Here is a 14337-nt window from a genome sequence, read left to right on the forward strand (position 1 = left end):
GACACTAGCCGAGGCCGCGCTGGCGCAGAGCCTCGTACAGCAGGACCGCGGCGGTGGTGGCCACGTTCAACGAGTCGCCCCGGCCGCGCATGGGGATGCGCACCGCCTGGGCACCCTCGTCCTTGAGCCAGGCCTCGCTCAGCCCGTCGTGCTCGCAGCCCAGGACCACCGCCACCGAGCCGGTGAGGTCGGCCTGGGTGTAGTCGGTGTCGGCCTTGGGGGTGGTGGCCAAAACCTTCAGGCCGTTCTCGTGGAGGTAGTCGCGGGCCTCGCCGATCTGGCAATGGATCGCGGGCACCGCGAAGAAGGCGCCGCGGCTGGCGCGCAGGACGTTGGGGTTGAAGATGTCGGTGCCCTCGCCGGTGACCAGAACCGCGTCGGCGCCCACGCCGTCGGCGATGCGGAGCACGGCGCCCAGGTTGCCGGGCTTCTCCACGTTCTCCAGCACGATCAGGAGCGCGTTCTCGCGCAGGACGAGATCTTCGAGGGTGCGCCGCTGCTGGGGGGCCACCGCCAGGATGCCCTCGGGCTGGTCGCGGTAGGCCGACTTGCGCATGAGCGAGGGGGCCAGCTCCACCAGGGCGACGCTGGTCTGGCCCACGGCCACGGCGGCGCGCAGGTCCTCGAGCAGTTCGCGCGCGGTGGGCGACATCATGTCGTTGCAGAAGTAGACCGTCTCCAGCGGGTAGCCGGCCTCCCAGGCGCGGCGCAGGACCAGCGGCTCCTCGATCACGGTCTGGCCGAGCTGATCGCGGGTCCGGCGGTGGCGGAGGCGGACCAGCGCCTTGACCTGGGGGTTCTGGGGGCTCGAGAGCTTGTCGGCCGGGGCCGCTTTGGCGTTACCCTGGCCATTCTGGTTGCCCTGGCCGTTCTGCCCGCCCGGGCTGCCCTTGCGCCGGCGCTGGTTGTTGTTCCTGGGGTTGCGGGGGCCACCCTTGCCTCCGCGGCCGGTCTTGCTGCCGCGGCGGCTGCCGCGGCCTCGACCGGTGCCCGTGCCGTTGCCAGTGCCGGTGTCCGTGTCGTTGCCCACACCGCCGTCGCTGTGAGCCAGTTCCTTCTCGAGTTCGTCGCCAGAGTGGCTGAAGGCCATCAGTTTTCCTCGCAGAGCCTGCGGACCGTCTCGGGCAGGGCCACCACGCGCCGACGTTCATAGTCGAAGCAGGCCATGCCAGTCTCGGCCACGGCGATCAGTGCCTGGTCGCCGCGGCGGGTGATCCGGTAGAAGAAGCGGAAGCCCGTACGGGCTGCCTCCCCCATGGCGACCTCGATCAGGAGGTGGTCGCCGGCGAAGGCTTCGCCGCGGTACTGGACCGCGGCATCGGTCATGATCAAGCCCGTGCCGGCGCAATCCTTCTCGCTCCAGGCATGCTCGGCCAGGAAAGCGACGCGCGCTTCTTGCAGCAGGGCTAGGATCCGGTCGTTGCCGAGATGGCCGCCATAGTTGAGGTCGGTGACCCTGACGGCCAGACCGGTACAGAAAGGGTAAGCTGAACAGGGGGTCAATTGCAAGCGCGGCATGCGAAACAACTCCGGAATCGTGGGCTTGTCGCGAGGTGGGGGTGCGGCCATTCCAGCGCGAGGGCAGTTGCCCGGCCAGGGGCGGCATTCGGGATGATGGCACGCCGTGTGGCAAAAAGACACCGTAAAATCCCCTGCTCGCCTCCTGGAGCTGGTATGCTAGGGAGGTCCTGGTCACGCAGCGCGTGGCCGTAGCCTGCCAGCCCTCCCCGGAGGATCCACCCATGATTCCCGCCCGCAAGTTGATCTTCTGTCTTCTGATCCTGCTCGTGGCCGTACCGGCCGCGGCCCAGCTGCCTCGCTCGGTCTTCGTCGAGTTCGGCACGGCCACCTGGTGAAGCTACTGTCCGCGTGCTTACGCGGGTCTGGCGGTCATGCTGGACCGATACGACAGTAACGAGTTCGAGAACGTCGGCTACTACGCCTCCTCTGGCGGCATCAGCTGCCCCGACAGCGATGCCCGCATCGCCTTCTACGGCAACAACGGCTATCCGCACCTCCTCTTCAACGGGACCACCATGGTGGTGGGCGCCGGCCCGGATGCGGTGGACGGCAGCCAGTACGATCCCATCGTCCAGAGCATGCTGGACGATCCCACGCCGCTGCGCATGGAGATCTACGACCATGGGTTCGGCGCCACCGATGGATTCATCGAACTCAACCTCGGCCTCGTCCAGGACCTGGCCGATATCTCCCACACGGTCATCCGGATCGCCATCGTCGAGGACGGCCTGAGCTACGGGAGCGAGGTGTACGACAACGTCCTGCGCGACATCCTGCCCACGATCCCGCTGACCATCGACGAAGCGTTCGAATCCCAGCTCGTCGACGAGACCTTCCCCCTGGATCCGAGCTGGAACACCGACAACCTGCGCCTGATCGCCTGGACCCAGGACGACACCACCAAGGACGTCCTCCAGTCGTGCAACAGCCGGCCCACGCCGCCCTATTCGCTGCGCTACTACGCGCTGGGCGAGCGCTCGGTCATCGCCGACGGGGCGCACACCTACGGCGAGGCCAAGGTCTTCAACCACGGCACCGAGGTCGACGACGTCACCGTGAGCCTGGACCTGAGCCAGTTGCCCGATGGCTGGGACGCCTCGTTCCGCATCGGCAGCGACGACTACACCAGCTTCAACATGACCCTGGTGCCCGGCGAGCCGCTGGGCATGGCGGTGACCATCACGCCCGGCGGCGCCGGCCAGGGCACGGTCACGCTGGTGTTCCACTCCGAGAGCGGCGAGGTCGCCGACAAGCACCTGGTCTACTCGCTGATCACTTCAGACACCGAGGTCCTGCTGGTGGACGACGACGGCGCGTTCGACTACGAGACCGAGTACTTCGCGCCGGCGCTCGACCTCACCGGCAAGAGCTACGCCATCTGGGACCGCAACGCCACCGGCGTGACCAGCGCGGTCCTCGAGAACTTCGACGTGGTCGTCTGGCAGTGCGGCTGGGCGTTCCCCACCGTCGATGCCGACGACCGCGCCGCGCTGGCGGCGTACCTCGACGGCGGCGGCAGCCTCTTCATCACCGGCCAGGACATCGGCTGGGAGATGAACGACCAGGGCGGCGCCGCCATCGCCTGGTATCAGCAGTACCTGCACGCCAGCTATATCGGCGACGACACCAACATGCTGGTGCTCAACGGTGTGCCCGAGGATCCCATCGGCGACGGCCTGACGTTGCGGATCTCAGGCGGCGACGGCGCCGACAACCAGGAGTATCCCAGCGACATCGACCCGCGCGGCGCCGACGCCTCGGTGGTCTTCACTTACGACGCCAGCCGCAACGGCGCCATCAAGGCGGACACCGGGGTGTACAAGGTGGTCTACTTCGCCTTCGGCTACGAGGCCATCGACAACGCCGACGACCGCGGCGTTGTGATGCAGCGGATCATCGAGTGGCTCGCGCCCGGGACCACCGGCGCCGGCGGGGCCACGCCGCAGCCGCTGGTCCTGCTGGGCAACGTGCCCAACCCGTTCAACCCACAGACCGACATCGTCTACCGCCTCGGCAGCGCCGCGCCGGTGGAGGTGGCGGTCTACGACCTGCTCGGGCGGCGGGTGCGCCGGCTCGAGGCGGGGCTGCAGGCCGCCGGCGAGCACCGGCTGGCCTGGGACGGCCGCGATGACGGCGGCCGCGACCTGCCCACCGGCACCTACCTGTACCGCGTGCGCAGCGCCGGGCAGGAGCAGGCCGGGAAGATGGTCCTGGTCCGCTGATCGCGGGGTCGGAGACGGAGCGGCCCGGGTCTCGAGCGAGACCCGGGCCGTTTCTCGTCGGTGAAGAAGGACGCGCTAGGGCGTGCCCTCCACCTCGTGCAGGCTGGTCAGGCGGCCCAGCTGCGTCAGGACCTCCTGCTTGGTCCCGCCGATGGCCTCCTCGTAGGCAGACCCTCGCCGCGCGCGCGCGATCCAGGTCAGCCCCCAGTTCACCGCCCATTCCTCCTGCCGCATGCGGGCGAGGTGCTGTTCGGCACCGCCGCAGCCGCCCGAGGCCAGGGTGATGATGGTCTCGAAGGTGGTCCGCAGGACGCCGATGTCGTCCTCGTTCATCTGGAGGCAGTCCGGCAGGGCCACCTCGATGGTGCGTGGATTGGTCATGGTCTCGCCGTCCTTTCGCGGTCGGGCCGCGGCGGTGCGGAACGTCTCCGGTCCCGGATCACTTCCCGTACTTGGCGATGATCTCCTTCTTGCCCAGGCCGAGGATCCCATACTTCTCGCCGACCTTGCGGAAGGCCTCGATCCCGCGGTCCAGGTGCTCCTTGGTGTGCGCGGCCGAGATCTGGGTCCGGATCCGCGCGGCGCCGTTGGGCACCACCGGGAAGAAGAAGCCCACCACGTAGATGCCCTCGGCGTACATGTCGCGGGCCATGTCCTGGGCCAGCTTGGCGTTGTAGAGCATCACCGGCACGATGGGGCTGTCGCCCTGCTTGAGGTCGAGCCCGATCTTGCTGAGGCCCTCGCGCCAGTAGCTGGTGTTCCACTCCAGGGTGTCGCGGCGCTCGGTGTTGTCCATGATCAGATCCAGCACCTTGAGCGCGCCGGCCACGATCGGGGGCGCCACCGTGTTGGAGAACAGGTAGGGCCGGGCCTTCTGCCGGCACATGGCCACCAGTTCCTTGCGCCCGGAGACGCAGCCGCCCGAGGCGCCGCCCAGGCCCTTGCCCAGCGTGGTGGTGACGATGTCAATCTCGCCCATGACTCCGCAATGCTCGTGGACGCCGCGGCCGGTCTTGCCGATGAAGCCCGAGGCGTGCGAGTCGTCGACGAAGACCATGGCGTCGTACTTCCTGGCCAGGGCCACGATCTCGTCGAGCTTGGCGAGGTCGCCGTCCATGGAGAAGACGCCGTCGGTGATGATCATGCGCACGCGCCGGTCCTGGTGCTCCTGGAGCTTGGACTCCAGGTGGCCCATGTCCGAGTGCTTGTAGGAGTCGCGCATGGCCGAGCACAGCCGCATGCCGTCGATGATCGAGGCGTGGACCAGGCGGTCGGCGATCATCACGTCGTCGGCGCCGAGCACGGCCTCGAAGACGCCGGCGTTGGCGTCCATGCACGAGGGGAAGAGGATGGTGTCCTCGGTGCCCAGGAACTCGGTGAGCCGCGCCTCGAGAGTCCGGTGGATGTCCTGGGTACCGCAGATGAAGCGGACCGACGACATGCCGTAGCCGTGATCGTCGAGGCCCTGGCGGGCGGCGGCCACCACCTCGGGGTGGTTGCTGAGACCCAGGTAGTTGTTGGCGCAGAAATTGATGACCGGCTTGTCATCGGCGCCCGCGGGGAACTCGACGTGGATGTCGGCCTCCTGCGGACCGTGGATGTAGCGCTCTTCCTTGAAGAGGCCCTGCTCCTTCAGCGTGTCCAGTTCGGCCTGGTACGCCGCGCGGATTTCAGCGGAATAGACCATGATAACCCCTTGCTGCGTTCGGTCAGGCGTTGCGGAAGCGGTCGACCAGCGCCGAGATCTTGTTCACGCTGTCGAAGGCCTCGGGGGAGGCGTCGGCGTCGGGGATCTGGATGTCGTACTTCTTCTCGAGGAAGCGCTTGAGCGACACCATGGAGAACGAGTCGACGATACCGCCGGAGATCAGCTCGGTGTCCAGATCGACCTCGATGTCGTCGTCTTCCTCGACGTATTCGCGGATCACGTAGTCCAGGATCATCTTCTTCTGCTCGTCCATGTGCGGTCTCCCGTGGTTGGGCCGGGCCCGCGGGCCCGGCCGGGTGATGGTCGTGTCTAGTCGTCGTCGCTCATGAGGGTGGAGACGTCGCCCAGATCCTCGCCGAACTCCTGCGCGCGCAGGATGCGGCGGATGATCTTGCCGCTGCGGGTCTTGGGCAGCGAATCCACGAACTCGATCTGCTGGGGCATGGCCAGCGGCGAGAGCTTCTTGCGGATGAAGTTCATGATCTCGAGATCGAGGTCGTCGCTGGGCTCGTAGCCCGGCTTCAGGGTCACGAACGCCTTGACCACCTCCATGTTCACCTTGTCGGGGGTGGCCACGGCGGCCGACTCGGCCACGGCCTCGTGCTCGAGCAGCGCCGACTCGATCTCGAACGGGCCCACCAGGTGCCCGCCGGTGTTGATGACGTCGTCGTCGCGGCCGCTGAACCAGAAGTAGCCGTCGGGGTCGACGCTGCCCTGGTCGCCGCAGAGGTACCAGCCACCCACGAATTTCTTCTGGTAGCCCGCCTCGTTGTTGCGGTAGCCGCGGATCTGCGAGGGCCAGCCGGGGCGCAGTGCGATCACGCCCACCTTGCCGGGCTCGGTGATCTGTTCGCCGCTGCGCGGGTCGACGATCCCCGCGGTGATGCCGGGGAACGGCTTGCCCATGCTGCCCGGCTTGACCTTCATGCCCGGGAAGTTGGTGATGACCATGCAGCCGGTCTCGGTCTGCCAGAAGGTGTCGTGGAACGGCTTGCCGTAGGTCTTCTCCGACCAGATCACGGCCTCGGCATTGAGCGGCTCGCCCACCGAGCAGAGGTGGCGCAGGGCGGAGAGGTCGTACTTGCCCACCAATTCCTCGCCGTCGCGCATCAAGAGGCGGATCGCCGTGGGGGCCGAGTACCAGACGGTGACCTTGTGCTTGGCCATGAAGCGGTACCAGGCCTCGCTGTTGAAGCCGGCGTCGAGCACCACCTGGGTGACGCCGTTGGCCCACGGCCCGATGATGCCGTAGCTGGTGCCGGTGACCCAGCCGGGGTCGGCGTTGCACCAGTAGATGTCGTCGGGCTGCAGGTCGAGAACCCACTTGGCGGTGATGTACTGCGAGATGAGCGAATATTGGACGTGCTGCGCGCCCTTGGGCTGGCCCGTGGTGCCCGAGGTGTAGTGCAGGACCGAGAAGTCCTCGGGGCCGGTCCGGGCCACCTGGAAGTCGGTGGGCCGCTCCAGGTCGTGCATGGACATGGGCGACTCGAGCTCCTTGAGCGGCTTGTCCTGGCCGTCGACCACCACGATGTTGCGCAGCGACGGCAGCTTCTCGCGGATGCGCCGGACCTTGCGCACGTGCTTCATCTGCGTGATCACGGCGTTGGTCTCGGCGTTGTCGAGGCGCGTCCACAGCGAGTCCTCGCCGAAGGCCGAGAACAGGGGCTGCACGATCCCGCCCATCTTGAGCACGCCGAGGAAGCCGATGTACAGCTCGGCGAGGCGGTCCATGAACAGGCAGATGCGGTCGCCGGGCTTCAGGCCCAGCGAGAGCAGGTGGGCGGCGATGGCGTCGGAGTGCACCCGGATGTCGTCGAAGGTGTAGGTGCGTTCGTTGCCGGCGTTGTCTTCCCAGATGAGCGCGGGCTTCTGGGCGTGGCCCAGTTCGCAGATGCGGTCGGAGCAGTACCAGCCGATGTTGAGCGGCTGACCGGGCGTGTAGCCCAGTTCCTTCTCCACCAGCGACCACTCGAAGCCCTGGCAGCGTTCCTCGTAGGTGGGGGTCACGATTCTCTCGACCTCCGGATGGGGGCCCGGGCGGCCCCAGGCGACTCGGGTTGAGGTCGGGCGGCGACCGTTTGGCAGGCCGCTAGCCCGACGCGATGGCGCATGCCGTGGCGTAATCGCGGCAGTGCGCATGAGACAGCAGGATCCGGCGCACGCCCAGCGCTCGCGCCAGGCCCGCGATCCTGCCGTGCAAGGTCACGGCCGGCCGGCCGTCACCGTCGTCTCCGATCTCGATCTCCTGCCAGTACGTGCCCGGCTGCTTCGCCTCGGCGAGGGCCTTGACCACCGCTTCCTTGGCCGCGAAGCACGCGGCGAAGGCGCGTTCGGGGTGCCGGTGCGCCGTGCACCGTGCGATCTCTTCTGGCCGGAACACCGCCGCGAGGAATCCTGCCTCCGGCCGGGCGATCTGGCGAGCGAGGCGCGGCACGGCGCAGAGGTCGGTGCCGAGGCCGAGGAGCCGGCCCGCGGACCGCGGCGAGCGATCGCGGCCAGAAAGAGTCTTGTTGGTTTGTTTGCATGGAGATACAGCCACGATCAAACCTCGGCCCGGCATGCTACCGGACCGCCGGGCGGCGCGTCAAGGGCCTTGCGCCGAAAGGGCCGGCCAGGGGCAAGCTCGCGGTGTGGGTAGCGCACAGGCATGGGGCGGTGCTCCATTGAAAGTGCTGCTCGGTATCATGTCCGGGAAACAGACACATCTACCGAATAAGAAGCGGCATTGTGGCTAAAAAAGCGAATTAATAGTAGACTGCAGGTCTGGGATTTGTCACTATGCCGGATAGAGACAGGAGCATTCGCATGAATCCCACCGACCTGAAGATCCTCGCCACGCTCCAGGAACAGGGGCGGACCACCAACGTGGAACTGGCCCGGCTCAACGATCTGGCGCCGTCGTCCATGCTCGAGCGAGTGCGTCGCCTGGAGGACCGCGGCGTCATCCGCGGCTACCGCGCGGTGCTCGATCCCCAGCAGCTCGGCTATCAGATCCAGGCCCAGGTGATGGTCGTGCTCGACCGCCACCAGGTCTCGGGCATCGACATCTTCGAGTCGGGGGTGGCCGAGATCCCCGAGGTCGTGGCGTGCTACCACGTGGCCGGCCGCTACGACTACATGCTGCACGTCGTCGCCCGCGACATCGACCACCTGAGCCAGCTGGTCAAGCACCGGCTCGGCGCCATCGGCGGGGTCGAGAAGCAGGAGACCTTCCTGGTCCTCTCCACGGTCAAGGAGGACCGCGGCTATTCGCTGGAACCATTGCTGTCGGAAGACTAACCCGCGAGGTGCCCCATGCTGACACGTACCGGAGTCGACAAGTACATCGCCCTGGCCGAGCAGGCCGCTGCGCGCCGGGCGGCCGATCTGGCCGCGATCAAGAACTGCCGCTTCGACACCATCGCGGTGCACGGCCTCTATAGCATGAACGAGGCGCTGAACTTCAACCAGGGCGCCATCATCGAGCCCATGTACATGTGCTCGTCCCAGGGCTACCGCGACAGCGACGAGATGGAGGCGGCGCTCTCCTACCAGATCCCCACCTGGTGCTACTCGCGCATCGGCAACCCGTCCATGTACTACTTCGAGCAGACCATGGCGCTGCTCGAGGGCTACGGCGCGGACATCGACACCGCCTGCTGCGCCACCAGCTCGGGCATGGCCGCCATCGCCTCGGCCACCGACCCGTTCCTGGCGGTCGATCCCGCCAAGCCCGGCCAGAAGATCAACTTCGTCACCACCTGCCAGGTCTACGGCGGCACCTTCCAGCAGTTCGCCGAGCGCAAGGCCAAGGAGCGGGGCATCGAGGTGCGGTGGATCATCAACTCGGCCGACCTCGACGAGTGGGCGAGCAAGATCGACGCGAACACCCGCTTCGTCTACGGCGAGCTGCCGTCCAATCCCGGCCAGGCGTTCTTCGACCTCGACGCGGTGATCGCGCTGGCCCACGGCCACGGCGTGCCGGTGATCATCGACAACACCGTGGGTTCGCCGGCGCTGCTGCGACCGCTGGCCCGCGGCGCCGACATCGTCGTCCAGTCGGTGACCAAGACGCTGACCTCGTCGGGCTTCGGCATCGCCGGCGCGGTGATCAGCCGGGCCAACATCACGAGCAAGTTCGGCTCGGACGAGATGAAGGCCAACTTCGCCATGTACCTCAAGACCCTGCCCAACCGCGACAACGGGCAGAACCTCTCGCCCATGAACGCCATCCTCTCGCTCAACGACATGCGCACCCTGCGCTCGAAGATGGACATGTTCAGCCGCAACACCATGGCGGTGGCCGAATTCCTGAACGGCCACCCGAAGGTGGAGACGGTGAACTACCTCGGTCTGGCGGACCATCCGCTGCACGAGCTGGCCGCCAAGTACCTGTGGCTGGCGGACGCCGAGCACGACGCGCAGTACGGTGAGCCGGTGAACCGCTACGGACACCTGATGTCGTTCAACGTGGCCGGCGGCGCCCAGGCTGCGCGCGACATGTTCGACGGCCTGCAACGGATCTGGCGCGCCACCGATCTCGGCCGGGTCAAGTCGGTGGCCACCATCCCGGCCATCAGCACCCACTCGCAGCAGGGCGAGGAGGGACGCAGCATGGCGGCGATCCCGCCCAACATGGTGCGGCTCTGCGTGGGCGGCGAGCATCCCGACGACGTCATCGCCGACCTCGACCAGGCGCTGCAGGCGATCGGCGGCAAGATCGCGGTCCAGGTGCCCTACGAATTCTCCACCGGCGGCGCCTCCAGCGCGTCCATCGCCAGGGAAGAGTCATGACCGCGTATTACAGCACCAACGGCCGGGTCGGCGAGGTCGACCTGGCCCAGGCTCTCCTGCAGGGGCAGGCCGGCGATCGGGGGCTGTTCCTGCCGCGGGAGATCCCGCGCCTCGACCCCGCGCTGCTGGCCCGCGCCCGCGATCTGCCCTATCCCGAACTGGCCGCGGCCATGCTCGCGCCCTACGCCGAGGGCGTGTTCACGCCGGCGGAACTGGCCGCGATCTGCCACGACGCCTACGACTTCCCGGTGCCCCTGGAGCACGTCACCGGCCGGCAGCACGTGCTGCGCCTCGACCAGGGTCCCACCGCCTCGTTCAAGGACTTCGCCGCGCGCTTCATGGGCCGCGCCCTGGGCAAGCTCGTCCGCGACCGCGGCCAGGAACTGCTCATCCTGACCGCCACCTCGGGCGACACCGGGTCGGCCGTGGCCCACGCGTTCCTCGGCGTGGCCGGGATCCGCGTGCTGGTGCTGTTCCCGCGCACCGAGGTCTCCGACCGCCAGCGCAAGCAGATGACCACGCTCGGCGACAACGTGGCGACCATCTCGGTGGAGGGGAAGTTCGACGACTGCCAGGCGCTCGTGAAGCGCGCCTTCGCCGATGCCGACCTCGCCGGCCTCAACCTCTCGTCGGCCAACTCGATCAACATCGGCCGGCTCCTGCCGCAGTCGGTGTACTACGTGCACGCCGCGGCCCGGCTGGCCGACCTCGCATCCGGCGAGCAGGTGGTCTTCGCCGTGCCCTCGGGCAACTTCGGCGATCTCATGGGCGGGATCCTCGCCTGCAAGGGCGGCCTGCCGGTGGCGCGCTTCGTGGTGGCCACCAACGCCAACGACGAGGTGCCGCGCTTCGTGGCCACCGGCGAGTACCACAAGATCGAGCCCTCGCGCGTCTGCATCTCCAACGCCATGAACGTGGGGCACCCGTCCAACCTGGCGCGGCTGGTGGCGCTCTACGGCGGTCGCATGGACGAGACCGGCGCCATGGCCGCCGTGCCCGACATGGCGGCGATCCGGCGCGACTTCTTCGCCGTGAGCATCGACGACGAGGAGACCCGCCGGACCATCGGCCGCGTCCACCGCGACCACGGCACGGTCCTCGAACCCCACGGCGCGGTGGGCTGGGCCGGCCTCACCAGGTTCCTGGCCGACCATCCCGAGCACCACGAGACCACGGCCATCTCGCTGGAGACCGCGCACCCGGCCAAGTTCCCCGAGGAGGTCCAGGCCATCACCGGGGTCGATCCGGCCCTGCCGCCCAGCCTCCAGGGACTCGACGACCGCCCGGAGAGCTTCGGACACCTCGACGTGGACTACGACGCCTTCAAGAACCACCTGCAGCAGGAGTACGGGGCATGAAGTCGCTGATCATCCTGGGCGATGGGATGTCGGACCACCCGGTGGCCGCGCTCGACGGCAAGACGCCGCTGATGGTGGCGAAGAAGCCGCACATCGATCGCATCGCGCGCGAGGGACGCTGCGGCCTGTTCAAGACCATCCCCGACGGCATGCCCAACGGCTCGGCGGTGGCCAACCTCTCGGTGCTGGGCTACGACCCGCGCGTGTGCTTCTCGGGCCGCGGCACCCTCGAGGCCGCCAGCATGGGCGTGGACCTGGGTCCGCAGGACGTGGCCATGCGCTGCAACCTGCTCTGCATCAACGACGACGGCACCATCAAGAACCACTCGGCCGGGCACATCTCCACCGCCGAATCGCACCAACTCATCGCGGACCTCGACCGCGAGCTGGGCGACGCCCGGGGCGACCGCCCCGCGAAGTTCCATCCGGGCGTGAGCTTCCGCCACGTGCTGGCGCTGCCCGGCGGCTGGGCCTCGGCGGACTTCGACTGCGCGCCGCCGCACGACCACGTGGGCGAGCGCGAGGCGGACCTCCTGCCGACCGCGAGGAACGACGGCGCCGCCGAGACGGTCGCCCGGCTCATCGAGCTCCACCGCGCGGCCCGCGAACTGCTCGCCGACCATCCCGTCAACCGCGCCCGCCGCGAGCGCGGCCAGGACCCCGCCAACGCCATGTGGGTGTGGTCGCCGGGCAAGCGGCCCACCATGCAGACCCTGCAGGAACTGTACGGCAAGTCGGGCGCGGTGATCTCGGCGGTGGACCTGGTGCAGGGGTTGGGGGTGTACGCCGGGATGGAGAAGATCCTGGTCGAGGGCGCCACCGGCCTGCACGACACCAACTACGAGGGCAAGGCCGCGGCGGCGCTGGCGGCGCTCGAACGTCACGACGTGGTCTACGTCCACGTCGAGGCCACCGACGAGGCGGGGCACGAGCGCAACCTCGCGCTGAAGATCCGCTGCATCGAGTACCTGGACGAACGCCTCACGCGGCCGATCCTCGAGGGCATCGCGGCGCGCGGGCTGGCGGCCACCGTGGCGGTGCTGCCCGATCACCCGACGCCGGTGGAGACCGGGGCGCACGCCAGCGATCCGGTGCCGGTGGCGATCTGGACGCCGGGAGTGGCGGCCGACGCCGTGGAGCGCTACGACGAGGAGGCGGTACGGGCGGGAGCGCTGGGTCTGCTCGAGGGGGACCGGTTCTTCAGGCTGGCGATCGGAGCTTGACATCCGACCCGCGAACGAAGAGAGGCGCTCCGGAGGGAGCGCCTCTCGTGTCAAGGCCAGGTCCCGCCGCTACTCGTCGACACCACCGCCGCCGCCGGTGTTGATCAGGGTGAAGATCTGCAGCGCCGGCGGGATGAGCTCGTTGAGGGCCGCCCAGACCTCCTCCGGATCCTGAACGTGGCCGATGGCCAGCCGGCGCAGGAGTTCCTGGTTCTCCACCCAGACCGTCTCGCCCCAGGCCAGGAGCACGCCCTGGAGTTCTGGGTCGTCCACCAGGCCGCGACCGCTGACCTCGTTGAACTCGGTGGCCAGGAGCTGCCGGGCCAGGCTCCTCTGCAGCGACTGGGCATCACCGGGAGTCAGGACCTGCCGCTCGAGGATGTCGTACGCGTCCTGGAGCTCGTTGCCCGGCGTGAACTGGAAGATCTCCGTCAGATAGAGCTCCTGGATCTGAGCCAGGAAGGCTTCGAGCTCCTCCCGGTCGAATTCCGCCTCCGGGTGGTCGGGATCGGCGAGGGCCCACTCGATCTGCTGTCGCCAGAACTTGGCGCTCCAGCCGTTGCTGGCCAGTTCGCCCGACTCCAGCTCCGCGATGATCTGGTCGGTGCGCGGCGCGAAGCCGAATAGGTTGTCGGTGGCGTCGGGCCCCACGGTGACCGCGATCTCCAGGGGCAGGGTCGCATCGAACGAGGCGGCGAGCTGGGCGTTGAAGGCCTCGGGGTAGGCCTCGAGGTCGATGCGCAGCGTGTAGGCGCCCTCGCCGACGAGGGTGCTGAAGTTGCCGTCCGTGTCGGTCACGAGCACGGTCACCGTCTGGTCCGGATGCACCAGTTCCACCGCCACGTCGGCGATGCCCAGCTCGTCGGGATCGCGGTCGCCCTCCTCGTCGGCGTCGATGAAGACGGCGCCGGCGATCTCGTACTCGGGACAGGCGGGACCGGGGATCGCGCGGACCTGGCTGCCGCCGCCAGCCTCCACTGTGCCCGGGACCGTACCCTCCGGGATGTCGCCGGGCAGGGTGATCGCGTACTGGTTGCCGCTGGCTGCATAGGGTTCGATCGGGAGGGACCAGGCGATCGTGACGGGGTTCTCCGGGTCGTAGGAAACGCCGTCGCCGGGCGACCAGGAGGCCAGTGCGGGCAGGCAGTCGGCAAGCTCGATGGCGAAGCGGTCGAGCGACGGCCCGACGCCGCGGCCGTGGATCGTGTAGCGGAAGGTGGTGGCGTCGGCGGATGCGTCGTAGTTCCGGCCGAGGTAGCGGACGATGTACTCGTTGATCACCGTGTCATCGGCTTTGTCCGACTCGGGGCCGGACGGTCCCGTGGGCGAGTCGCTAGAGCAGCTCGCCAGGATGGTCAGGCCGACGAGCAGGCACAGGATCTTGGGCGTGGTCCTCATGGACGGGCGCTCCCTGGTTCGGGTCGGACGAGCTTCGGCTCGGTGGTGGGCCCGCGCGTTCCCTGCTGTGCGGCATCCGATGCGGGGCGAGCCTGGGACGAGATGATGGAACACTGTAAACAAGACCACAA

Annotated in this window: 13 protein-coding genes; 5 read left to right on the forward strand and 8 right to left on the reverse strand. The window is 68.3% G+C overall.

The window, feature by feature from the left end; genetic code table 11:
* Nucleotides 1-4: 4 nt before the first annotated feature.
* Together IFSED24_RS01185 and IFSED24_RS01190 are read right to left on the reverse strand one after the other, a co-directional pair.
* Nucleotides 5-1090 (reverse strand): TrmH family RNA methyltransferase, encoded by a 1086-nt coding sequence (locus tag IFSED24_RS01185; protein ID WP_491333402.1) that lies wholly within the window; start codon nucleotides 1088-1090, stop codon nucleotides 5-7.
* Entirely contained in the window at nucleotides 1090-1518 is a 429-nt protein-coding gene (locus tag IFSED24_RS01190) for an acyl-CoA thioesterase (protein WP_491333403.1), read from the reverse strand. Before IFSED24_RS01190 ends, IFSED24_RS01185 begins: the two co-directional genes overlap by 1 nt.
* A 374-nt stretch (nucleotides 1519-1892) precedes the next feature.
* Here IFSED24_RS01190 and IFSED24_RS01195 point away from each other — a divergent pair, with 374 nt between their 5' ends.
* A complete protein-coding gene (locus IFSED24_RS01195; protein ID WP_491333404.1) occupies nucleotides 1893-3743 on the forward strand; it encodes a FlgD immunoglobulin-like domain containing protein in 1851 nt (616 codons plus the stop codon).
* 75 nt (nucleotides 3744-3818) lie between these two features.
* Here IFSED24_RS01195 and IFSED24_RS01200 read toward each other — a convergent pair whose 3' ends face one another.
* The 5 genes from IFSED24_RS01200 to acpS form a co-directional block, all read right to left on the reverse strand.
* Nucleotides 3819-4124: a hypothetical protein gene (locus IFSED24_RS01200; RefSeq protein ID WP_491333405.1), complete on the reverse strand. Its 306-nt coding sequence runs from the start codon at nucleotides 4122-4124 to the stop codon at nucleotides 3819-3821.
* A gap of 58 nt (nucleotides 4125-4182) precedes the next feature.
* Nucleotides 4183-5430 carry a glycine C-acetyltransferase gene (kbl, locus tag IFSED24_RS01205; protein WP_491333406.1) on the reverse strand — a complete coding sequence of 416 codons (1248 nt, stop codon included), beginning with the start codon at nucleotides 5428-5430 and terminating at the stop codon, nucleotides 4183-4185.
* A gap of 22 nt (nucleotides 5431-5452) precedes the next feature.
* Nucleotides 5453-5704: a phosphopantetheine-binding protein gene (locus IFSED24_RS01210; RefSeq protein WP_491333407.1), complete on the reverse strand. Its 252-nt coding sequence runs from the start codon at nucleotides 5702-5704 to the stop codon at nucleotides 5453-5455.
* A 56-nt stretch (nucleotides 5705-5760) separates the two neighbouring features.
* Nucleotides 5761-7461 (reverse strand): acetate--CoA ligase, encoded by a 1701-nt coding sequence (acsA, locus tag IFSED24_RS01215; protein WP_491333408.1) that lies wholly within the window; start codon nucleotides 7459-7461, stop codon nucleotides 5761-5763.
* Nucleotides 7462-7543: 82 nt separating this feature from the next.
* Nucleotides 7544-7993, reverse strand: a complete 450-nt coding sequence (gene acpS / locus IFSED24_RS01220; RefSeq protein WP_491333409.1) for a holo-ACP synthase — start codon at nucleotides 7991-7993, stop codon at nucleotides 7544-7546.
* Between the two features lie 266 nt (nucleotides 7994-8259).
* On the opposite strand from acpS, the gene IFSED24_RS01225 reads away from it, so the two are divergent.
* From IFSED24_RS01225 to IFSED24_RS01240, 4 genes are read left to right on the forward strand one after another with little or no spacing between them, the layout of a single operon-like run.
* The gene (locus IFSED24_RS01225; protein ID WP_491333410.1) at nucleotides 8260-8733 is read left to right on the forward strand and encodes an Lrp/AsnC family transcriptional regulator; all 474 of its coding nucleotides are present in this window, start codon (nucleotides 8260-8262) and stop codon (nucleotides 8731-8733) included.
* 15 nt (nucleotides 8734-8748) lie between these two features.
* A complete protein-coding gene (locus IFSED24_RS01230) occupies nucleotides 8749-10227 on the forward strand; it encodes a PLP-dependent transferase (protein WP_491333411.1) in 1479 nt (492 codons plus the stop codon).
* On the forward strand, nucleotides 10224-11585 hold the full coding sequence (gene thrC, locus IFSED24_RS01235) for a threonine synthase (RefSeq protein WP_491333412.1): 1362 nt from the start codon (nucleotides 10224-10226) through the stop codon (nucleotides 11583-11585). Before IFSED24_RS01230 ends, thrC begins: the two co-directional genes overlap by 4 nt.
* Nucleotides 11582-12808, forward strand: coding sequence for a cofactor-independent phosphoglycerate mutase (locus tag IFSED24_RS01240; protein WP_491333413.1), 1227 nt, complete (start codon nucleotides 11582-11584; stop codon nucleotides 12806-12808). The genes thrC and IFSED24_RS01240 overlap by 4 nt, the downstream gene beginning before the upstream one ends.
* 69 nt (nucleotides 12809-12877) lie before the next feature.
* Here IFSED24_RS01240 and IFSED24_RS01245 read toward each other — a convergent pair whose 3' ends face one another.
* Nucleotides 12878-14206, reverse strand: coding sequence for a hypothetical protein (locus IFSED24_RS01245; protein ID WP_491333414.1), 1329 nt, complete (start codon nucleotides 14204-14206; stop codon nucleotides 12878-12880).
* Nucleotides 14207-14337 lie beyond the last annotated feature (131 nt).

It is taken from the genome of Candidatus Latescibacter sp. IFSED24, from assembly GCF_058273205.1.